This is a genomic window from Cytobacillus sp. Hm23, assembly GCF_051842895.1.
In the GTDB taxonomy this organism is placed as follows: domain Bacteria; phylum Bacillota; class Bacilli; order Bacillales; family SM2101; genus Nanhaiella.
Map to the genome: position 1 here is coordinate 83,230 of NZ_JBPXRQ010000010.1, position 21,735 is coordinate 104,964.

The window sequence follows — 21,735 nt, forward strand, 5'->3', positions numbered from 1 at the left end:
TCCTTATATCATTCTAATATGTACCAACATACGCAAACATAAGCTATTGATGCTACTAGTTTATATTATTCAGAATACCATTTCTTTTTATGATGTACTAGTTTCTTGTAACAAGCTAAGCTCTTCTCTTGTGATTAGAACATCACGCGGCTTTGTTCCTTTTGCCTCTGAAATTATTCCTTGTTCCTCCATCATATCGATTAAACGGGCAGCACGATTATAACCAATTCGAAAGCTCCGTTGTAATGCTGAAGTAGAAGCACCGCCATGTTCAACTACATACTCACAAGCTGGTAAAAATAAATCATCACTGTTGTCGTTAACAACACTTGTTTTTAACAGCTCTTCTTCTTGAAAAATGTAAGAAGGTTTCATTTGATTTTTTACATGGCCAACTATTTGCTCAATTTCATCATCAGATACAAAATTCCCTTGAACACGTAATGTCTTCGATGAACCATTTTCTAAAAATAACATATCACCTTTACCTAATAGCTTTTCCGCTCCATTCGTGTCAATAATTGTGCGAGAATCAACTTGAGACGATACAGAAAACGCGATTCTAGTAGGTATGTTTGCTTTAATTAAGCCAGTAATTACATCAACTGAAGGGCGCTGTGTTGCGACTATTAAATGAATGCCACATGCTCTTGCTTTTTGAGCGATACGACAAATCGCTTCTTCAACATCACCTGGTGATACCATCATTAAATCAGCTAATTCATCGATGATAATAACTAGATAAGGTAATTCTCCACTTGCTTCTCGTTTACTTTTAACCAATTCGTTGTATCTATTAATGTCTCTTACACCGCTATGAGCAAATAATTCATAGCGACGTTCCATTTCCTCTACCGCCCACTTTAATGCTGCTGTCGCTGCCTTTACATCGGTTATTACAGGACTAACTAAATGAGGGATATGATTATACGGCGCTAATTCAACCATCTTTGGATCAATTAATAATAATTTTACTTCATGTGGTGCTGCATTATAAAGTAAACTAATTATCATCGCATTAATGCAAACACTTTTCCCTGAGCCAGTTGCTCCAGCAATAAGACCATGAGGCATTTTATTTAAATCAGTAACAATTGGAGTTCCAGAAATATCCAACCCAAGTGCGACTGTTAATGCTGAAGATTGCTCTGTAAACTGCTTGCTTTTTATTATTTGGCGTAGATACACAGGTTTACTTTTTATGTTGGGCACTTCTATACCAATAGTATTTTTCCCTGGTATCGGTGCTTCGATACGAATATCCTTCGCAGACAAACTTAATTTAATATCATCTGCTAAATTCGTTATTTTATTTACTTTAACACCCGGCTGCGGGTGAACTTCAAACCTAGTAACCGATGGACCTTGTGTCACATTTACAACGCTAGCTCCTACTTTAAAATTAGCTAGCGTATGATCTAATAGCTCTCGCTGTTGGCTGAGCCACTCGCCATTTTCCGCTTGTTGTTCAGGTGGATTATGTAATAAAGCGATCTGTGGAAAAAGGTATGACCCATTTTTTTTAGCTGTTTTATTGTTACCTGATTTATTGTTATCTGTTTTATTGTTACCTGATTTATTGTTATCTGTTTTATTGTTATCTGTTTTATTGTTTTCTGTTTTATTGTTTTCGCTTTTAAGCTTCTTCTTATCCTGTTTGAGCATGATAACATTAAATGGAATTCGACTTCTTTTCTTAGGCTGAAAACGATTGCTTGTCTCATCATTTGAATGATGATTAGTCGTTTCAATATCTTGAACTTCATTATCCACTTGTTCTTCTTGTACATTATTGTTATCGCTCGAGCTCATATCAGTAATACTAGACTCGGAATCTTGATTTACCTGCACATCTTTTTCATTACTTGCAATGGGTGCATCTGAGAGCATATTAATCGGTTCAGGTTTTATTTCAAGATTACTTGTAATCAAACCCTCAGAAGATTGCACTTCTTCAGCTTTAGTGGCTGGTATTTCAATCTCTACAACTTCTTGGTCCTCCCGTGGAGCATAACCGTAAATTGGTGAAGCCACTTCTGTTGGACGAAAGGGCGTTTTTTTAATTTCTTTTTGGATCGTAACTTTACGAGACATTTTGCTAGTTTGTTGTTTTATATTTGTTTCCTCTTGTACAGGAGTTGGTGATGCAGTTTTTGTAGATGACCTAACTTCCTCATCAGGGATGACTGGAAAACGAAATTTTCCTTTTGGATACTTATATGTCATTTTAGCTTCGATTTTGTTATTGTATCGGACATTTGTCAGTTCTTCATTACTATTATGTTCGTTAGCAATTTCCTCTTCATCAGGCTGGAAAAATTTTTTTATCCAATTCATCATAAATCACTCTTTCATTACTAACTTTCTACTCTCACTTATTATAAGTGTACAACGAAGGAGTAAATAAGAAAAGCCACTAGTTGGACTAGTGACTAAAAATCAAATCTATCTTTGATAATTTTAATGTTGTCGCTTATTTTTCCCTAAAATAAATATCGGTTCTAAATCTCCTTGTTCATATAAAAAAGAAAGTGCAGTTATAGGGACTCTCCCGTTAGAGAAGAAGCTCATTGTCATTTGAGCTAGAACATCATATCCAGTTTCATTTCTAACATCTGCTATTATTAATACGTCTTGGTGTGGTACTGCAACGACCATCGTGCCTTCTATTTTATCATCAAATGTTTGTAAAAGTCGCTCGTTTAATATCCTGCTAGCATCATAGCCATCATTAGAATTAACAAAATAGTAAATATTATTAGCAACTTGATCTTCTTTAACTGGGACGTCTAAAGATCTCACATTAAATTTTGCAATTTCTCTTATTTGATCAATATTCCAGTTTTCTTGATCTAACATTTTTTCATCTATTAACCGATATGTCTTTCCTAAATCGAGTGCATAGAAGATTCGTGTTTCCGCTGTATGGTCATCAAATACTAACTTAGAATCTTCATTTGATTTCGTTGGAAAAGATGTTGAGCGAATGACCGGGAAAATATTCTTTTCTTTCCCTTCCAGATGCAGCTGCTCATTCATAACTGTTAACGATTCCTCGATATAATAAACAACCTCATCGATCGCCTTTTCTTTCTCATTTTCCCATTTTGATATAATTCCAGGTAATGAAACAGTCAGCCCTTTTTTTGTTTTTACATCTTCTATACGTAGATTATCCTTTTCACGATCGTAAACTATGTTCCAATTGGGACGGGATAATCTTTCAGTAAGCTTATTTCTCATTTTGTTACTGTCCATCTTCAACTTTATCCCACCTCGCCCTTCTCTCTTATAATCTTATTTGTTCAGGTTTAAAAGATTTAATTACAATTCATTAATAAACTGCTCAATCTCTTCTTTTGTTTTTCTATCTTTACTTACAAACCGACCAACTTCTTCACCATTGTGAAAAGCAAGAAAGCTAGGAATACCAAATATATTTAGTTCTACACATAAATCTACAAACTTGTCCCGATCTACATAATAAAATGAGTAAGTATTATATTTCTCCATAATTTCTGGAAGAACAGGTTCGATTACTCGACAATCAGGACACCAGTCTGCGGAAAACATGAGAATCACTTTATCATTTTGAATAACCTCATTATACTGCTGTACACTTTCTAACTTTTGCATAAAAAATACATGCCCCCTATGTTTCATCATTTCATTTTCTTAATTCGGATCATACCAAACTAATTAATCTCATACAAGTAAACAGTACTTAAGAAAAACAAAACAAACTTCCTTAGCCTAAAAAAGCACCGTAGTTTCAGAGCAGTAAAGCTCTTCTTACATTGTGATCAAATGAGGTATAATAAAAAGTTGAATATGTGCTTATATCTTAGAAACAAAAGCAACAATTAATACGAACAGCCTTTTGTTATTACCTTGATTTAACATGGTATCTTTTCTACTTTTACAATTATGAGCTCTCATAAAACTCATCATATCGTTTTTTTTAATAAAAATAGTAACAACAGAGCCTAACAAAAAAAGGAATTCTAATGACAGTTGCCATTTTGCGAATTCCTCACATTTCAGAAAAAAACTATTTAACAGAAACTGATTTAACAATATTCAACATTTTTTCAGCGCTCTCAGAGATAGCTTTCGCTTTAGTAACAGTCGTCATTTTAACTCCTCCAATTCCAACAGTTACTTCATACGATTTATCTTCTATTTCATTCACTACAGTATAGGTAAAATCCTTATCACTTTCTATTGTCTCATCAATTATGTTGTCACCATCAGATTTCTTAATGTCTTCATACAATACTTTACTGTTAACGTCCTCTTGAGGATTAACAAATAAGATATAATGCTGTTTACCTTCTATAAATACAATATTATTTAACGATTCATCATCTTCTATCCTCATGTTATCCGGCAAAAAATAAGAAAATTGTTCATTACTTTTATTTGGTTCAGAAGGTTCGCTTTGAGACAATGTTTTCATTTGATCTTTTGTTTGTGTAATTTCTTCTTCTATTGAAGCATTGCATCCAAATAGCACAAGAGAAAGGATACTTATGAAAAGTACGCTAAATATTTTTTTCATATGATTATTTTCTCCTCCTTTGAAAAACAAGATGATTGGTTAAAAATGAATTCTATTGTTCTTCTACATAGGTCATTCTCTATCGGACAAAATACCTATACCATACCCTATATACTATCATAACTTTCTATTGTTGAGTATGACAAAAGCTTTACTAATTTTGTAATAATCATAGAAAAGTCCTATTGGAGAAAATATCTTTCCTAGCTATTATTACGTATTGTGTCAACCGTTGTTTGATCACACGCTTTTACTAAAGTTACTATTAGCTCTTTGGCTGCAGCATAATCATCGACATGAATAATCGAACCGTGAGTATGAATATAACGAGAACATATTCCAATGACAGCTGAAGGTACACCATTATTAGACATGTGGACTCTCCCAGCATCTGTACCACCTGTCGGCATAACAAAAAATTGGTAAGGGATGTTATTTGATTCGGCTGTATCTAAAACAAATTCTCGCATACCACGATGTGTGATCATAGAGCGATCAAATATTCTGAGAAGTGCTCCCTGCCCAAGATGCCCAAATGCATTTTTATCCCCTGTAGTATCATTGGCAGCACTGGCATCTAAAGCAAAAAAGAGATCCGGTTGTATCATATTTGCGGCTGTTTGTGCACCTCTTAATCCTACCTCTTCTTGAACGGTTGCTCCTGAATAAAGGACATTAGGTAATTGCTCATCTTTTAACTCCTTTAATAATTCAATAGAAAGTCCACATCCATACCGATTATCCCATGCCTTAGCCAGTATCTTCTTATTATTTGCCATAGGTGTGAATTGAGAGAAAGGCACAATCTGTTGACCTGGTCTAATTCCAATTTCCAAAGCATCTTCTCTGTTGTCTGCACCAATATCGATTAGCATATCCTTAATTTTCATTGGCTTGTTTCTTTGTTCTTCTTCCAACAAATGTGGTGAAATTGAGCTAATTACACCAATGACTGGACCATTGTCAGTGATTACCTGTACACGTTGTGCAAGTAACACTTGACTCCACCAACCACCTAGTGTTTGAAACCGAATAAGTCCACTAGAAGTAATTTGGGTTACCATAAAGCCTACTTCGTCCATATGGCCCGCTACCATTATAGTTGGACCATTGTTATCCCCTCTCCTAACACCAAAAATACTACCGAGTCCATCTTGTACAATCTCATCTGAATATTTTTCAATTTCTTGTCGCATAAAATTACGAACTGCATGCTCATTCCCAGGAGCTCCTGGCAATTCCGTTAAAGTTTTAAACAAATCTAGTGTGTCTTTATTCATTGTCATTTTCCTCTCTTTAGTGCTATTTCGTCGTAGCTCTTAAATAGTTTTAAAGGGTTTATCGTGTACTAATGCATAATTTCCACTCTTCAATTCGACAAAATTCAAGGTTTACTAAATCATTAATAGATTTCTTGTCAAGCATACACCAAATATACTCTCTTTGAATAAATCAGATGAAAACATTGCAAGTATATATTTAGTTTGTACATCGTTCATTGTAGCGAATTTTTTATATTGTTTCCACTTCAACCTTTTTCACTTCAAATTCGTTTGATTAAAATTACACATATTAGTAAAATTATCTAAAAGAGAAAAATATTGATTTTAAAAAATAGCGTAATCTTCTAAATATTTCTTAAAAAGATTTAACACTACTTTTATTTGCAAAGGAGAGATTTTAGATGGGTTGGAAAAAGTTTATTCTTGGTATTGGTGTTGGACTAGCAGGAGCATATGTTGTTCAAAATTCAATTTCCAACACGTTAATATCACCTGAAAAAGCACTAAAGATAGCGAAAGATGCCTTTAAGGAGAATGGTAGTATTAATGGGTCTTGGATCAATATGTCGCCAAAGAGTATAAAAAAGGATCATATTAATTACAGAGTATACGAGGGCGGTATTAGTAGAAATGAGGATGGACAAAGCACACAATATGCATTTATTGTAGATGCACAAACAGGTACTATATTAGAAGTAGTTTAATTTACGTATATAGCATAGATCAGTTTCACCATTTTCTATAGTGAATAGAAATGGTGAAACTCGCTATTTTAGAAAGCAGTGCTCGCATAAGTTGGTTTTTATCAAATAAAGAAAGAACTGTTACGACGTACATAGCCTGAGTTTTGTCGGATCTTTACTTTTATAAAAAGATGGCTAGCACGTAAAGCCTCATTTTGCTGTTGTAATTTTGTAAATAAGGCAATATAGTTTACGTTTAGTTCCGATTAAAAAGCTCAATTAACTCAAAGGTGATGGGGTATATGTGACCTTACTCATTTCTCTCTTTTAATTGTAGAAATAACTTCTCCCACTTCGTCCCATTTTATCGCTCGATATAATGCATCATGGTAAAAGCTATACCATGCTCCCTTTTTCATTCCAAACTGCATCCATTCCTGCTTTTGTTCAATAGAATTCATTGGATAGTCATCGTATGCCATTACCCATAATGGGTTTTGATGTGCATGTGTTGGCATTAAGTCTGCCATATGTATTAACATTTCATCTCCCTCTTCAATGACAATAATTGAATGGCCATCACTATGACCACCAGTATGAATCATCTTCAAGCCTTTGACGAGTTCAATTTCATCAGTAAATGCTCTAATCTTTGTTTCAATGGGTACCCAATTGTTTTCCCAATATGTGTTTTTTGAACGTATATTAGGATGCTTCATTTCATGCCATTCAACCTCAGATGTAATAATTTGTGCATTTGGGAATGTTGGCATAAGCTTATCGTCTTCCCATTTTGTTAAACCACAAGCATGATCAAAATGCATATGCGTCATTAATACAAAATCAATATCGGCTGTTGATAAATTTAGCTTTGCTAAGGATTGATCTATTGACGACTCTTCAATTACTCCAAAATTACGTAATTGTTTACTTGTTAATTTATTATTCCCGATCCCAGACTCTATTAAGTAGTTTTTTTGTTCATATTGTATTAAAATCGGATCAGTCCTTAGTTCAATTTGATTTAAGTCATTTACGGCGTATTTCTTTGACCAAAGAGGCCTTGGTACTACGCCAAACATAGCTCCACCATCCAAATGAGTTACCCCACCATTTAACCATGTTAATGTAAAATTCCCAAGACGTAATTGCTCCATATTATCCCACCTCTCCTATTTAATTCATTTTAACACTTAGAGCAAAAATAGACACATATGAGTTCTCATATGTGTCTATCTCTCTTATTTCACGAATATTTCACTTCACACCGGTAAATTCTTTGTCCTTTAGATGAAAACTTTTGTTCATATTCAGTCATAATATTGCCTTTAAAATCACTTTTATGAAGGTCCAAACTAACATAAGTTAGCTGCAGGCCATATTTTGAAAAGCTCATTAATGAGTACTCGAATAATGACTGATTATCTGTTTTAAAATGAATTTCTCCACCGTCAACTAATAAATTTTCATATAATTGTAGAAATGACTGGTACGTTAACCTACGTTTCTCATGTCGATTTTTTGGCCATGGATCAGAGAAATTCAAATAAACCCTTTCAATATCACCTCTAGCAAAAAACTCTGCTAAATCAACTGCATTTGCATTAATTATTTTAACATTTGGAAGATCAGCCTCAATTAGCTTATCAAGTGCCGATACGATTACACTTTCATAGACCTCGATCCCAATATAATTTATATGTGGATGTTCTTTCGCCATTTCTGTAATAAAATTCCCTTTTCCTGTTCCTACTTCAATATGAATTGGATTCTTATTTCCAAAAATCTCATGCCATTTCCCCTGATTATTCTCAGGATTTTGTATTGCAAATTGAGGATATTGAAGTAGGTGGTCTTTTGCCCAAGGTTTATTACGTAAACGCATGATAATTCCCTCCATATTGAATAAAAACTGTCTTATTACATACTTTAAGAAAAGCGCGATTTTAATCATTCATTGTCAATAGCTTCACCCTGCTATTGAAGGTTTATATTCCTCTCAGTTAATGAAGATCTTGCAGCTATAATTAACACTAATAATAAATCATTTTCAAAATCACATAAAGGAAGTGTCATAATGCCTCTTGACCAAAATCATCAAATAAATTTATTAAAAGATATTTTAGAAAACCATCTATCCGATTGCTGTGGGACTGTTTCAGAATGTGAACAAGTAGAACGTCTTGTTAAGTCATTAATGAATAACTCAAACAGTCAATTAGAATTGAATAATACATTCGAGAACATATATAATTACAGTCAAAGCGGAAAGAACAGCCAGAATTTAGAAAATCATATTTCTACACATCGAGAAGAGTTGTCTCAATGGGTTGATGACATTACACAATTAACATAAACCACTGCTCTTTTTAGCATTAATTGTGCCTTTTCGACAAATGAATAGATACGTATAACCAAGTGTTCATTACATCTTATCTTGTTAAAAAAGATGAGAACTGATTAAAATCATTTATTACTATTCTAATTTAATTTGGCTGTTTTTCGTATATTTTTGTTGCTTTTTGCTCTTAGATTTAAGCAAGTAACATCTAGCGTTCGGGGCATTTTTATCAAACTCATTATACTGTCTATTTTAATAACAGCAGCAACAAAGTTTATGAAAAAACCTTTGTTATATCACATAATATGAGGCAATCGGAAATTAATCCGATTGCCTTATTTATCTATATATAAAAGTTCATTTAAATAGCTTAACCAGTTTTGACATTCTTTTTCTTTATTCTTCGTTTTATACCAATGTATAGACATTAATGTTTGAGCGATAACGTACCACTTCATTCGTGCATGTAAATTTGAAGTCAGTTCTATTCCATAACGCTCAAGCCATGAGCTCCATTCATGCTTTGGAATATAACGATACAATAACATGCCAATATCAATAGCAGGATCAGCTATCATCGCTCCATCCCAATCAATTAAATAAAGCTCATTTGTTTCAGATAATAACCAATTATTATGATTAATATCACAATGACAAACAACTTTATTATTGTATTCTATAGCTGGAAGCTCTTCCTGTAAAAATGTTAATGCAAACTTGATGTCCGGAATTTCTGTTTTTTCAATAGGAAAATAAATTAACAGTTCATTTATAATCATCTCTGGTAACAGTGGTTTTTTCTCTAACCGTGTAAGCATCCGTAATAATTCTGTCGAGTTATGAATTTTCTTTAATAAATCCACAACTCTAATATCAATCATATCCGCATGCTTTAACTCGCGACCGTTCAACCATTGTTGAGCTGTAATTACATCACCATTTGCCATACGTTTTGTCCATACCAACTTAGGTACGATTCCTTCAGCTGATAACACAGCTAGAAATGGTGAAGAATTACGTTTTAAAAATAATTTTCGTTCATTGAATCGAGCAAAGTATGCTTCTCCAGTTGCTCCACCAGCAGGATATATCTCCCACTCATTACCTAATATATGCTCCAACTATTTCACCCTCAATGTCAACACACATGTCGTCTTGTATAAGAAAAGTCACCTCTTGGGGATAGGCGCTATATCTATTCTTAGATGAACTACGAAAAATAGCTCAGAAAAAGTTATACTTATTTTTCATTAGAATAAAAAAGACGGCTATATGAATATTTAATAATAGCCATCCTTTAAATTTTATATCTCTTTTACTTTTTTAGTCAAGTAAAAATAACAAGTTCTAATTACGAATTAATACCAATGTACTAATTGATGGGACGATTATATGATTTCCTGTCATTTTTATAAGCGGTGTAATACCTGTTTTATCCCCATGACAAACAGCTTCCCAAACCTCTCCACTATCTATTTTAACCAATTGTTCATCTTTACTACTATTGTGTATAACAGTAATATATGCCCACTGACCATATTTAGCAACATCAAGTAATTGGTAAGCAATTACTTGATCATTATCTGTAATAAATTTCATATGTTTTCTAATGAGACTGGATTCAGGAAACCGAAAGGCGCGATGCTTTTTTCGGAGTAACAGCAAACCTATCGTATAACGCACACTAGGTTCATATTTGACTTTTCTATCCCAGTCCAGCCAATTAATTTCATCAGGTGATTTATAACTATTTTCAACACCCAATTTAGTACGAAAAAATTCCTGTCCACTATGGACAAATGGAATACCTTGCGATAAAAGGACGATTGCTGTAGCTAAACGCTGTCTTTTCATTCGAGTTTCTTCATTTTCATCTGCGTTGCTTTTAAGCATTTTATCCCACATCGTATGATTATCGTGTGATTCTACATAATTAATTGATTGTACAGGTTCATCAAACATACCTATCTTAGCTTGATTATAGCTTATACTTCCCGTAATAACTTCCTTAACCTTATCAAGTTGAAAGCTATTACCTAAAGAAAACCCTTTATCTTCAAGTTTAAAAGTACTACCTTTTATACGGTCTCTAAATTGGTCATTGAAATGTCCAATTCTAGGGAGTTTTTTTGCATTTTGTATTGTAGCTTTCATTTCAGTTGGCAAGGATGTTGGTAAATCCCACCCTTCTCCGAATAAAATGATACTTGAATCAATCTCATCTACAGCTGTTCTAATTTTATTCATCGTATCAACATCTAAAATACCCATTAAATCAAAACGAAAGCCATCAACATGGTACTCATTAAGCCAAAAGAGAACAGAGTCAATAATGAACTTTCTCACCATTCGTCGTTCTGAAGCAATATCATTGCCAACACCTGTTCCATCTGATGGAAGCCCATTCTCATCGTGTCGAAAAAAATACCCTGGCACAATTTTTTCGAACGATGATTGTTCTCGAATATATACGTGGTTATATACGACATCCAACACGACTTTTAAGCCATTTTTATGAAAAGTAGTAATAACTTTTTTTAACTCATTAATACGATTATAAGGGTTTTGAGGATTACTAGAATAACTACCCTCTGGAGCATTATAGTGCAGTGGATTGTATCCCCAATTATATGTTTTTTCTGGAGTAAGATCATCCACACCAGCAAAATCATTACAAGGCATAAGTTCTACGTGTGTAACACCTAAATCTACCAAGTAAGAAAGTCCTGTATTTGAACCACTACTTTCAGAAGTTTGTGATTCAATTAGTCCCTTATACTTACCTTTCCCGTTAATACCGCTATTAGGATGTTTAGAAAAATCCCGTGTATGGACTTCGTAAATAACCGCATCTGTTGCATGCTCTAAAGGTGGCAATTTATAATCTTGCATAGCTGTTTTATTTAAATCGACAATGACACCATACTCACTATTTACGGATAAAGCTACAGCATACGGATCGATGGCTTCCTTCCAAATAAGGTTTACACAAACAAGGTATGAGTAATATACACCTTCTAGGTCATCATGTACTAGTAAATCCCATACTCCATGATTTCCACGATTCATCTCGTAATATTTCTTCTCGTGATCGATGGGATTCGTTATTTTTAATTTCACCTTCGTTGCACTTGGAGCCCATAATTTAAATAGTGAGTATTCTTTAGAAAAGGTAACTCCTAAATCATTCCCATCATAAGCATATAGCTCATCAAATTTAGCTGTTCTAATAACAGCCCCAACCTGTAAATCAGTACTACAGCCTTCATCATCATAAACAGCATATGCTTTACCAACTTCTATTGGACAAGCGGCTTTACATTCATACTTTATATACAAACGATCATCAAATGTAGAACAAATTTGTAATTGTTCGTTAACATCCTCGTCACCTTGGAGTGTAAAAGAGTTAGACAACCCTTGTCTATATATTTTTGGCATAATAATCGTGATCAAATTCATTTCATCTAAAAATGCCTCATAGGTACGTCTAATCTGTAACAAATTCATTCACTCCTAATTATTTCTCCATGTGATTTTCCTACAGAGTGAGTCGTAAAAAAGGAGACTGCCTTGTTCTGTATTTTTACATTTACTGGTGACATGCCTACTATCTCGCCGTCAGCATGTACTAAAAGTGAGTCTCTACTTGAAATATCAATACACTCACCTGATTTCATATTTACACCTTTAAACTTTGTGTGCAGACCAAAAAACACACTCATAAATACTGCTAATAATTTTATACGTGATACATTATGAACAATTGTTACATCTAATATTCCATCATCTGGTTGTGCAAGTGGAGCTATTTTCATCCCTCCACCATAATATGCTTGATTGGAAACAGTAATAAACCACACATTTTGAAAACGATGAATATTTCCATCTATCGTAATAGTTACATCTGATCTTTTATAAGTAAATAAAGTTTGTATTAGAATTATGACGTATATAAGTGATCCGAAGCCAATTTTATTTAAGCGTTTTTTTAAGTGGGATTTATTAGCTTTGCTAGCAACTTCAGCATCAAAGCCAACTCCCAAATTATTAACAAAGTATCGTAATTTCTTTAGAGGGTTACTTATGGTATATTGCCCTAAATCAAATAAAGAATAACTTGATTCTTTATCATCTATTATATGTTTTAGAGCCTCTAATGGTGCTTGAGGAACTGAAAAGCCCCTCGCAAAATCATTTCCTGATCCTGCTGAAATAAAGCCTACATTTATCTTAGAAAAGCCTGCTAAACCGTTAATTACTTCATGCATTGTTCCATCACCACCAACTACAACAATGCCAGCAACCTTCCACGGATGTCTCTTAACAATTCCTTTCGCCAACTGCTCTGCATGTCCAGGTGAGTTCGTCAAAAAAGACCGATATTCGATATTTTGTTTTCCGAGCTCCTGTTTGACCTCGTTCCAGATTGTTTTTGCTTTGCCGTTTCCGGCTGCAATATTTACAATAAAAAAAAGAATTTTCATAGTATTTACCTTCTATGTTAATTTCATTAGATCTGTATGATCCTCTTCCCATTCATAGCGTTTGATAGATGACGTTTGACAATAGGACAATAATGACTGAGCCGCCTTCAATTGGATATGTTTTAACGGTGAAACCATCTTTCTTTGCTGATTAAACCAATCGTTATAATTTCTTTTTTCAATGATTTCAAGATCGATTGGCTTATCAAGATAATCGACATATCCAGAACGATTCAATATTATTTTTTTAACCGGCATCTCAATTTCATGAATATCATATATGTTTCGTATAATTTTTTCCATTCGATTTAAAGATATTGTAGGTGATAACACTTTATTTTCTTTTCCCTCATGTTTTTTTAGCCAAAACCGTTTGTGGGAACCAATAAATACACTGTCTTTTTCATCTTCTAATAATGCAATACAATACGTTTGAATAGGCGTAATAACGACAATATCAAATTCAACAGGTGCATGCTTTGCTAAAAAAATAGGCTTATATAATACTAAGAACGTATCAGGAAATCTTTGAAGGAAAAATTTAATTTCTTGATTTTGAAAAAAATCTCGATCAATTAACGACTTTTCTCTAATCGTTGAACTAGCCCACTTTAGTTGAATCTGGAACAAACGGTCTAGAAATAGTTGCATTAACTCTTCTAATGTTTCAGGACTATTGTCTTTATGAAACAGCCGCCATTCAACCTTATTGTCATTATTCTCCTCATGATTAACTATGTTATTATTTATTTGAGAATCCCTTTGCTTACGTTGGAACATAGATTTTAACTTCAATAGAATATTGTCATCTTTATTATCTAGTAAAGAATCCCAGCCAGTATCATTTTCATGATCAAAATCTTCCTTTGCAGCTAAATCTCCGTTTTCCCAAGCTACCCGAATTCCATTCCATTGCTGCTTTTTCATTCTAATATATTGACTTGGATAACGATAAGTATCAATTTCGTATCGTGAAACATAATCTTGAAGTTTTATAAGTTGTCCCATCACTTTCACCAACTTTCAACTTGAAGTTTCCATCATTTTATATCTCTCACACAAGTTTATGCGAAGTTCAACAACCGTATTAACTATTATATTGCTGGAAACTTGTTGTGAGTATCATTACTCATATTTTTAACTTAGGCTCTTTTCGTTAACTTTGTTGCATTTCACACATATGTTTGAGTCACTAATGTGATAATAGAGTTTTTATAGTCACAAGATTAGAAAAGATGCCACAAACTTTAGTTGCTACTTGTTTAGGTTTATTACGAGCAGCAATAATTAATGTGAATACATCCTTAACTAATCATTTTCCAAGGTTCTTTTCGTAAGCTTTGTTCCTTCTTACACTTACATTTGAGTCACTGTTTTATTATAAGATTTTTATAGTCATTAGAGAAGAAAAGATACCCCAAATTTTGTTTAGCTTAATTACGAAAAGAATTAATGCAAATACAGCCTTATATCATTTCCCAAGAACTTTTCGTTAACGTTGTTGCTATTTTCATTAATATTTATTTAGTATTATTTTTTAGCGAAAAAAACTTGATCGGCTTATATTTTGGTATGCTTTCTATATCGGTCTGATAGAGTGAAAGTTGATTGACTTTAAATACCTTATGATTAGTTAAAAGCCATGACGCGTTGTTTAGCGCTTTTATATTAAATATTTGTTCACCCCTCCATTTCCTCCCTACAGTAATATGAGGGGAATACGGGCGTGTATCTAGTAAGAAACCTAGTTCAATACATGCGTTGTAAATATCCTTCTGCAACAAAAAAAGAGTTTCATTGTTATGTATTCCATACCATAAAATGCGTGGATGTTCATCTTGCCCATATGTACCGAAAGACGTAAGCTCAAGCCGGAAGTGATTGTATTGTTCAGCGATTGTTGAAACTTTCTCTATCAATGCTAATAATTGTTGAGGATCTTCTATACTCCCTAAAAATGCTAATGTAATATGATAATCCTGTTCATGAACCCACGACTTAAAAGGAAAATGAGATTTAATTTTTTCTTTATTTAAATATAATTCTCTTTTCGTTTCATCTGGTAAGCCAATTGCTAAAAAATAATGTGGTTTTCTACCCATTATTCTCACCTATCTAATTTAATTTTTGTCTTAGCTTTTTAGAATATAATTAGCACAAATATTGTACCGTAAAAGACTAAAAACACTTATAACTAAATATGAAAACGTCTTCTTTGTTTAAATAAAAATGACAAACTAACAAATCTTCTTCAAGCTGTTCTTAGTAATTATAAAAGACTCTTTTCGTAAACATACTGCTATTGTTATCTAATTAGTACTATAAAAAGTGGTTTTTCGTACTAAAATCATTAGCTTACTGTTCGTCTTTTATTATCAATAATTATAACAAAAAGTAATGTAATTAATCCTACAAGAGTCAGAAGACTAAAAAATAAATAGACATTATTTATTGACAAACGCTCTAAAATGATACCTCCAAAAAAATTACAAAACCATGATCCTAAGCCAATCCCCGCAGCTGAATAAAGAGAAATAGCTGTTACACGAACTTTACTAGGGGCAATATCTCTAACATACTGCAGGGCAGCTGGAATAAAAAAGCCTACAGAAATTCCTTGTGCAATTGTTGTAGCATAGATAACGGCTAGAGACGGTTCGAAAAAATAAAATAACCACCTTGCACCAGAAACAAAAGAAGCGAATAAAAGTACTTGTAATATTCCAATACGCTTAATCCAACGACCTGCAAATAGCATAAATGGAGCTTCACTACCAGCAGCTAAAAGAAAGGCCATCCCCACCTGTCCAGTTGAACCACCCATTTCAGTAATTAAAATACCGAAGTAAGTGTTATTTGCGTGAATAGGACCAAAAATAAGGAAAGTGGTTAATAAAAACAAAACAAATCTTCGCAATCGAATGAGTTGAGAGAGACCTGCTCTAAGATTTACTTTCATAGATTGGCTTTCATTTGGTAATTTTATTGCAAAAAGGGCTGAAATAAATAATATAATTGCAAAAGCAAAAAAAATAACACCTAAACCATAGATATCAGCTAATTTACCAACGATAAATACAGAGAAAGCAAAACCAATCGCTCCCCATAAACGAATAGACCCATAATTTTTACGATATCTTTCAGTATATGTCAGCGTCATGCTATCTGAAATTGGAACGATAGCACTTTGCATGACCGCTAATAATGCAGCAATTATAATAAACATAATATATGATGAAGCATATGAATATACAATACCAACTACGCCTGTCAATACAATTGCTAACGTTAACAATTGTCTAGGTTTTTGTGTATAATCACTTAACATTCCCCACATAGGTTGAATGACAATCATTACGACAGGACTAATTGACATAATGACACCAATTTGTGTACCAGTTAATCCTATATCATCTTTTAAATAAACACCTAAAAGTGGATATAAAGATCCTATTCCAAAGAAAACGAAAAAGTAAAATAAGACGAAGTACCATTGAACGTTGATGTTTCGTTTCATAAGTAGTTCCATAAAAAGCACCATCCAATTAGATTATTCATTTTTTCTTATAAATAACGACAAATCAATTAGTGTGCAATTTCACTAATCTTATTATTATGTCTATAAACAGTATTAATCCGCAAGACATCTTCAAATTAATGTCTTGCGGACAATTTTAAATTATTGAGCTAATTCGTAAATAGCTTGTGCATAAATTGCTGTTGCTTTTAATAGATCATCAATAATGATATACTCGTCCTTTTGATGTGCTGTTTCTTCTCGCCCTGGAAATAATGGTCCGAAAGCTACTCCTGCTTCTAATGAACGAGCATACGTCCCTCCACCAATTGATAATAAAGTAGCATCTTCACCTGTTTGTTCTTGGTAAACTCTTTGTAATGTCTTTATTAATTCATGGTCTTTATCCACATGGTTTGGCTCCATATGTGAGACAATTTGTACTGTCATACCATACTTTTCACATGCTGCCTCTATTAATGATTTTGTTTTTTCGAAATCGTTTGTTACTGGGTAACGGACATTTATCCCAATTTTGCTTTCACCGTTACGATGATAAGATAATATCCCAGCATTGATTGTCAGTTCTCCGGTTATATAATCTTCAAATTGTACGTTAAGCGCTTTTCCTTTAGTATCTTCTTCAAAATAATCAGTAACAAATGTAACAAACGTTTGAGCTTGCTCATCTAGCTGTATACTTTTCAAAAAGCTTAATAAATGTATACCAGCATTAATACCAAGATGAGGTAGTGATCCATGTGCAGATTTTCCTTCAAGCTGTAATATAATATCGGTGTTTTCAACATAGCCCTTCCCTTGAAGCTTATGCTCAGATTTAAAGGAATCAAAATGGTGCAGTATTTGCTCAGCATCTCCTTTAATTGTTAGCTTTGCTTCAGCGGACTCTGGAACCATATTAAAGCGGCTACCTGATTGGAAGCTGTCTAATACGATATCGTTTTGTGATGATATTTGATTTTGATTTTTTTTCTTGATGATATGAATATCAGCTATTCCTTTTTCAGCATATATAATTGGAAAGTCAGCATCTGGAGCAAATCCCATTGTCGGCATTTCTTCATGCTTAAAGTAGTGCTCTACACAGCGCCAGTTACTTTCTTCATCTGTACCAATAATCATACGGACACGACGTGATAATGGTAAGCTAAGTTCTTTAACTATTTTCATAGCATAATATGCTGCAATCGTTGGGCCTTTGTCATCTATCGCACCACGTGCATAGATTTTCCCGTCTCTAATTTCAGCACCAAAAGGGTCACTTGACCAGCCGCTACCTTCAGGCACAACATCGACATGACATAGAACTCCAACGCTTTCTTCTCCCTCTCCAAATTCTATATGACCAGCATAGTTGTCAACATTCTTTGATTGAAACCCATCTTCACTACCTTTGTTAAGTAAATAATGCAAAGCTTGAGCAACGCCTTCCCCGAAAGGGAATTCCTTTGATGTATTTTCTTCGTCTAAAATACTTTTAATTTTTAGTAACTCCTGTGTAGTCTGAATGATGCTATCTTTTTGCTTGTTAACCTCAGCTAACCAATTTATTTGCTCAACCATCATCTTCACCTCTTCTATAATTTTTGCTCCTGCTAACTTATCTTTTGGTATGTATTTTTATCACAAATGACATATAAGTATGTATTCTTAGGAATAGGTTTATCTAACATGCGATTTATATTTAGTTTATCCTTATCTGCGATTAAAGTCGCACCTGCTTCTAACAACTGTTCGAAAGCATCACGATACGTTTTCCACTCAGACTTCGCCTTAATTTGATATAGATCGTCACCAACATTTCTGCTTATTAATTGAGTATAAACAGCAGATATACCTTTTGTAAATGCAGAACGGACTGCCATACGGGAGACAGTTTCATGGGTTAAGACAAATTCATCTACCTTTACATGGACAAAATTTTGTATATGTTCCTCCGATAGTATTTCCACAGTAGTATGTATATTAGGAACAAGACGTTCAATTGCAGTAGCAATAAGCAATGTTTTTCCATCAATTAATTGAACATCTTGAATGGAGTCATCAGCAAAGATGATAGCTGCTTTACACTTCGAAATATTTGCTTTCGACAGCGTTTCATTATCAGCAGCATAACCTTGCACATAGTGAACCCTATCATTTATGATCGGTGACTTTTCCAGTGTATCAATGATGACTAACTCAATTTTACTTTCTGATTGTAGTATTTCTTCGATGGCAAAATTTGCTTTTCTTGACCACCCAATAATAACTAGATGATTTTCGCCTTTATAATGCACTCTTCCTTCCTCCCTCTTCTTTCTGAATGTAGCAAAGAAGTCAACAATCTTACCAATAATGACACCAATTAAACCAATTCCAACTAAATAGAGAAATATAGCATATAATCTTCCTAGCGTAGTGACAGGATAGAGATCACCGTATCCTACAGTTGTGACAGTTGTCATCACCCACCATACACCTTCAAAAGGTGTAGTAAATGTTTCTGGCTCTAAATACATCATAATAAGTGAACTACATGCTATTAGTGCAATTGTCGAAGTAAATAAAATCCAATTATTAAACCTTACTAATTTGACAATAATCTTTTTAATGATAATCACAATTCCCCCCCTCTCCCATACTCATAGGATAATGATTTAATAGTTTTCACTTTTTGATCATCTTCTTTTAGCTTATCAAACTATAATTGTGGATTAAAGATTGATTTATTAAAGCAATGTTTAAAGACTAATCATTGTGGCCCCTAATAATAGTGTGATAATAAACAGCATAGACGGCACCCAAAATATATTAACTGCCTTTGTTCTTGCTTGAGCAAGCTCTTTCTGATCTTGATTAACATGCATAATAAAGTGCTTTTTTTGGATGTGATCCCACATCGATGATAGCCAAATTTTTATGACAATAATGATTCCAATACATAATAACCATTTCAACCAAATAGCAGGAACGATGATTACCGTAGGTACTGAAATACCAATTAGTCTTAAAAGCGAAAATATGTACTGCTTATTTCTCAATAGAATTTTTATAAAAACTTCAACGAGCGTATTCTGTTTAGTCCAATATGAAAAAATTCGCTGTGACTTGCTAAACAACAATGGTCGCTTTCTTTTGATTCTCGAAGGCTGGTCAATTTTTGATATTTGTAATATAGTACTTGCAAATTTTAACTTTTCCTCTTTTTCTGTAATAACGTCGTCAAAAAAAGTACCAGTTTGACTAATCATTCGTCTTACTATAAATAAATATGTTAGCAAAAATACAAACGTCATCGTAATGATGAACTGAGGATTGTATAACATATTTGTAAAACTTATGATACTACCTAATATTAAGAACAATATTAATAAAATACCCTTTTTAAGCCAGCTACGTTTAAAATAAGATAGCCATTTTTTTAGCATTAAGATTAAAAGTTTCAGACTTAAAAAGAATATATATGTAATCATTACTGTTTGCACGTTCAAATTGTAATGATTAAACAAAAAGGGTGCAAATATTATCATTATGATACTCATTTTAATACTATTACTTATGACATTATAACCGACGGCTAACTTTTTCAAATTCCTAACCATTTGCTTCTTTTGAATTAAATAAAGCTGATCAGCTTCCTCAATAAAAAATCTACATGCACCTAGCCAACAATATAGATATATTACTAAAAATAAATATAACTCTGGTACAGGAACGATCCAACTTGGAATTTTAATCCACCATAAACCATATATGTAACTACATGCTAATAATGTAGGTATAATTATATAAACAATAATCGTCCAATCCGCAATCGAACGAAAAACCCCCCATTGAAACTTCCATTCCCGTTTCAACCTTTCAAAAAACAAACTACTTCCTATCATTATCATCCACCTCTGTTAGATGATAAAAGCAATCAAATAAAGAACCATCTATTAATCCACTTTTATTCCTAATGTCTTGCATCGTTCCATTTGCAAGCAACTCTCCATTAGAAACAAGTAAAAATCGTTCACAAATTTTTTCAGCTGTATCTAACACATGTGTTGACATAAGAATACTAGCTCCTTGCTCTCTCTCTTTATCAAGCAGAAATAACAAGTCTTTTACGGCGCGTGGATCCAAACCTATAAAAGGTTCATCTATAATGAAAATGGATGGCTTAATTAAAAACGCTATAATAATCATTACTTTTTGCTGCATACCTTTAGAAAAGGTGCTAGGCAATTGATGAATGACATGATTAAGCTTAAACACTTCTAAAAGATGTTCTGCTCGATTCTTAAATGTTTGATCATCAATATTCATAGTCGAGGCAGCTAAGTCTAAATGCTCCCATAAAGTAAGTTCATCGTAAAAAATTGGCTGTTCAGGTATGTATGCGTAAGTCGTTTCATTGCTAAAATTAATATCCCCCTCTAAATAATTAAGTACTCCTAATATCGCTTTAATCGTCGTACTTTTACCGGCACCGTTTGGGCCAATTAATCCAACTAATTCACCTTTTTTCAAACTAAAACGGATGTCTGAAATGATTAGGTCTTGTGCATCGTAGCCTGCTTTATTAATATTCACATCGAGTAATTGCATGTATATCTCCCCCTAATTCTTATACGGTTAAACATAAAAAAGGTTTCCTCAATTAGAGGGCTAAGTTATTACAGAGGCTCTTTTCGTGAACTTTGTTGATTTTGGATTGATTTTGAGATTAATTTAGAACAGCAAACCTAGTAATATATTATGATTCATTTGTAAAGGCCGTTTTCGCAATGATTGTTACTTTTCGTACTTAACGTATCAACTCATTTATTTTGGTGTGAAGTAGTGTATACGTCTTATTAAAAACCACAAAAATGT

General features: G+C 33.3%; 19 protein-coding genes. 2 read left to right on the forward strand and 17 right to left on the reverse strand.

Annotated features, from left to right (window positions below; all coding sequences use genetic code 11):
• Nucleotides 1-87: 87 nt before the first annotated feature.
• From ACSVDA_RS08380 to ACSVDA_RS08400, 5 genes are all read right to left on the reverse strand, one after another.
• Nucleotides 88-2,337, reverse strand: a complete 2,250-nt coding sequence (locus tag ACSVDA_RS08380) for a DNA translocase FtsK (RefSeq protein WP_485882369.1) — start codon at nucleotides 2,335-2,337, stop codon at nucleotides 88-90.
• A 123-nt stretch (nucleotides 2,338-2,460) separates the two neighbouring features.
• Entirely contained in the window at nucleotides 2,461-3,258 is a 798-nt protein-coding gene (locus ACSVDA_RS08385; RefSeq protein WP_485882490.1) for a DUF1444 domain-containing protein, read from the reverse strand.
• Between the two features lie 66 nt (nucleotides 3,259-3,324).
• On the reverse strand, nucleotides 3,325-3,636 hold the full coding sequence (locus ACSVDA_RS08390) for a thioredoxin family protein (protein ID WP_214481667.1): 312 nt from the start codon (nucleotides 3,634-3,636) through the stop codon (nucleotides 3,325-3,327).
• 415 nt (nucleotides 3,637-4,051) lie between these two features.
• The gene (locus tag ACSVDA_RS08395; protein WP_485882370.1) at nucleotides 4,052-4,561 is read right to left on the reverse strand and encodes a hypothetical protein; all 510 of its coding nucleotides are present in this window, start codon (nucleotides 4,559-4,561) and stop codon (nucleotides 4,052-4,054) included.
• Nucleotides 4,562-4,764: 203 nt separating this feature from the next.
• A complete protein-coding gene (locus ACSVDA_RS08400) occupies nucleotides 4,765-5,841 on the reverse strand; it encodes a M42 family metallopeptidase (RefSeq protein WP_485882372.1) in 1,077 nt (358 codons plus the stop codon).
• Nucleotides 5,842-6,245: 404 nt separating this feature from the next.
• Here ACSVDA_RS08400 and ACSVDA_RS08405 point away from each other — a divergent pair, with 404 nt between their 5' ends.
• Complete coding sequence (locus ACSVDA_RS08405; protein WP_485882373.1) at nucleotides 6,246-6,548, forward strand: PepSY domain-containing protein; 303 nt, start codon at nucleotides 6,246-6,248, stop codon at nucleotides 6,546-6,548.
• Between the two features lie 293 nt (nucleotides 6,549-6,841).
• Here the strand turns inward: ACSVDA_RS08405 and ACSVDA_RS08410 are convergent, their stop codons facing one another.
• Together ACSVDA_RS08410 and trmB are read right to left on the reverse strand one after the other, a co-directional pair.
• The gene (locus ACSVDA_RS08410) at nucleotides 6,842-7,684 is read right to left on the reverse strand and encodes a YtnP family quorum-quenching lactonase (protein ID WP_485882375.1); all 843 of its coding nucleotides are present in this window, start codon (nucleotides 7,682-7,684) and stop codon (nucleotides 6,842-6,844) included.
• A gap of 89 nt (nucleotides 7,685-7,773) precedes the next feature.
• Nucleotides 7,774-8,412 carry a tRNA (guanosine(46)-N7)-methyltransferase TrmB gene (trmB, locus tag ACSVDA_RS08415; RefSeq protein WP_485882377.1) on the reverse strand — a complete coding sequence of 213 codons (639 nt, stop codon included), beginning with the start codon at nucleotides 8,410-8,412 and terminating at the stop codon, nucleotides 7,774-7,776.
• 192 nt (nucleotides 8,413-8,604) lie between these two features.
• Between trmB and ACSVDA_RS08420 the strand changes: the two genes are divergently transcribed.
• Nucleotides 8,605-8,883: a YtzH-like family protein gene (locus ACSVDA_RS08420; protein ID WP_485882379.1), complete on the forward strand. Its 279-nt coding sequence runs from the start codon at nucleotides 8,605-8,607 to the stop codon at nucleotides 8,881-8,883.
• Between the two features lie 320 nt (nucleotides 8,884-9,203).
• Here the strand turns inward: ACSVDA_RS08420 and ACSVDA_RS08425 are convergent, their stop codons facing one another.
• The 10 genes from ACSVDA_RS08425 to ACSVDA_RS08470 form a co-directional block, all read right to left on the reverse strand.
• Nucleotides 9,204-9,989, reverse strand: a complete 786-nt coding sequence (locus tag ACSVDA_RS08425) for a phosphotransferase family protein (RefSeq protein WP_485882381.1) — start codon at nucleotides 9,987-9,989, stop codon at nucleotides 9,204-9,206.
• A gap of 226 nt (nucleotides 9,990-10,215) precedes the next feature.
• Nucleotides 10,216-12,372 carry a type I pullulanase gene (gene pulA / locus ACSVDA_RS08430; RefSeq protein ID WP_485882383.1) on the reverse strand — a complete coding sequence of 719 codons (2,157 nt, stop codon included), beginning with the start codon at nucleotides 12,370-12,372 and terminating at the stop codon, nucleotides 10,216-10,218.
• A gap of 2 nt (nucleotides 12,373-12,374) precedes the next feature.
• Nucleotides 12,375-13,355, reverse strand: a complete 981-nt coding sequence (locus ACSVDA_RS08435; protein WP_485882385.1) for a diacylglycerol/lipid kinase family protein — start codon at nucleotides 13,353-13,355, stop codon at nucleotides 12,375-12,377.
• Nucleotides 13,356-13,367: 12 nt separating this feature from the next.
• Nucleotides 13,368-14,363, reverse strand: coding sequence for an NERD domain-containing protein (locus ACSVDA_RS08440; protein WP_485882387.1), 996 nt, complete (start codon nucleotides 14,361-14,363; stop codon nucleotides 13,368-13,370).
• A gap of 512 nt (nucleotides 14,364-14,875) precedes the next feature.
• The gene (thpR, locus tag ACSVDA_RS08445; protein WP_485882389.1) at nucleotides 14,876-15,457 is read right to left on the reverse strand and encodes an RNA 2',3'-cyclic phosphodiesterase; all 582 of its coding nucleotides are present in this window, start codon (nucleotides 15,455-15,457) and stop codon (nucleotides 14,876-14,878) included.
• A gap of 248 nt (nucleotides 15,458-15,705) precedes the next feature.
• Complete coding sequence (locus ACSVDA_RS08450) at nucleotides 15,706-16,872, reverse strand: MFS transporter (RefSeq protein ID WP_485882391.1); 1,167 nt, start codon at nucleotides 16,870-16,872, stop codon at nucleotides 15,706-15,708.
• Between the two features lie 162 nt (nucleotides 16,873-17,034).
• Nucleotides 17,035-18,456 carry a dipeptidase PepV gene (gene pepV / locus ACSVDA_RS08455; RefSeq protein WP_485882393.1) on the reverse strand — a complete coding sequence of 474 codons (1,422 nt, stop codon included), beginning with the start codon at nucleotides 18,454-18,456 and terminating at the stop codon, nucleotides 17,035-17,037.
• A gap of 32 nt (nucleotides 18,457-18,488) precedes the next feature.
• Entirely contained in the window at nucleotides 18,489-19,496 is a 1,008-nt protein-coding gene (locus ACSVDA_RS08460) for an ion channel (RefSeq protein ID WP_485882395.1), read from the reverse strand.
• A 120-nt stretch (nucleotides 19,497-19,616) separates the two neighbouring features.
• On the reverse strand, nucleotides 19,617-20,762 hold the full coding sequence (locus ACSVDA_RS08465; RefSeq protein ID WP_485882397.1) for an ABC transporter permease: 1,146 nt from the start codon (nucleotides 20,760-20,762) through the stop codon (nucleotides 19,617-19,619).
• Nucleotides 20,749-21,468, reverse strand: coding sequence for an ABC transporter ATP-binding protein (locus ACSVDA_RS08470; protein ID WP_485882399.1), 720 nt, complete (start codon nucleotides 21,466-21,468; stop codon nucleotides 20,749-20,751). Before ACSVDA_RS08470 ends, ACSVDA_RS08465 begins: the two co-directional genes overlap by 14 nt.
• Nucleotides 21,469-21,735 lie beyond the last annotated feature (267 nt).

Excerpts from the sequence above, each read along its gene's own strand:
- ACSVDA_RS08405 (WP_485882373.1), top strand. The coding sequence starts at position 6,246 with ATGGGTTGGAAAAAGTTTATTCTTGGTATTGGTGTTGGACTAGCAGGA.
- ACSVDA_RS08470 (WP_485882399.1), bottom strand. The coding sequence starts at position 21,468 with ATGCAATTACTCGATGTGAATATTAATAAAGCAGGCTACGATGCACAA.
- ACSVDA_RS08400 (WP_485882372.1), bottom strand. The coding sequence starts at position 5,841 with ATGAATAAAGACACACTAGATTTGTTTAAAACTTTAACGGAATTGCCA.
- ACSVDA_RS08435 (WP_485882385.1), bottom strand. The coding sequence starts at position 13,355 with ATGAAAATTCTTTTTTTTATTGTAAATATTGCAGCCGGAAACGGCAAA.
- ACSVDA_RS08380 (WP_485882369.1), bottom strand. The coding sequence starts at position 2,337 with ATGAATTGGATAAAAAAATTTTTCCAGCCTGATGAAGAGGAAATTGCT.
- thpR (WP_485882389.1), bottom strand. The coding sequence starts at position 15,457 with ATGGGTAGAAAACCACATTATTTTTTAGCAATTGGCTTACCAGATGAA.
- ACSVDA_RS08385 (WP_485882490.1), bottom strand. The coding sequence starts at position 3,258 with ATGGACAGTAACAAAATGAGAAATAAGCTTACTGAAAGATTATCCCGT.
- ACSVDA_RS08395 (WP_485882370.1), bottom strand. The coding sequence starts at position 4,561 with ATGAAAAAAATATTTAGCGTACTTTTCATAAGTATCCTTTCTCTTGTG.
- trmB (WP_485882377.1), bottom strand. The coding sequence starts at position 8,412 with ATGCGTTTACGTAATAAACCTTGGGCAAAAGACCACCTACTTCAATAT.
- ACSVDA_RS08390 (WP_214481667.1), bottom strand. The coding sequence starts at position 3,636 with ATGCAAAAGTTAGAAAGTGTACAGCAGTATAATGAGGTTATTCAAAAT.
- ACSVDA_RS08410 (WP_485882375.1), bottom strand. The coding sequence starts at position 7,684 with ATGGAGCAATTACGTCTTGGGAATTTTACATTAACATGGTTAAATGGT.
- ACSVDA_RS08450 (WP_485882391.1), bottom strand. The coding sequence starts at position 16,872 with ATGAAACGAAACATCAACGTTCAATGGTACTTCGTCTTATTTTACTTT.
- pepV (WP_485882393.1), bottom strand. The coding sequence starts at position 18,456 with ATGGTTGAGCAAATAAATTGGTTAGCTGAGGTTAACAAGCAAAAAGAT.
- ACSVDA_RS08465 (WP_485882397.1), bottom strand. The coding sequence starts at position 20,762 with ATGATAGGAAGTAGTTTGTTTTTTGAAAGGTTGAAACGGGAATGGAAG.
- ACSVDA_RS08420 (WP_485882379.1), top strand. The coding sequence starts at position 8,605 with ATGCCTCTTGACCAAAATCATCAAATAAATTTATTAAAAGATATTTTA.
- ACSVDA_RS08440 (WP_485882387.1), bottom strand. The coding sequence starts at position 14,363 with ATGGGACAACTTATAAAACTTCAAGATTATGTTTCACGATACGAAATT.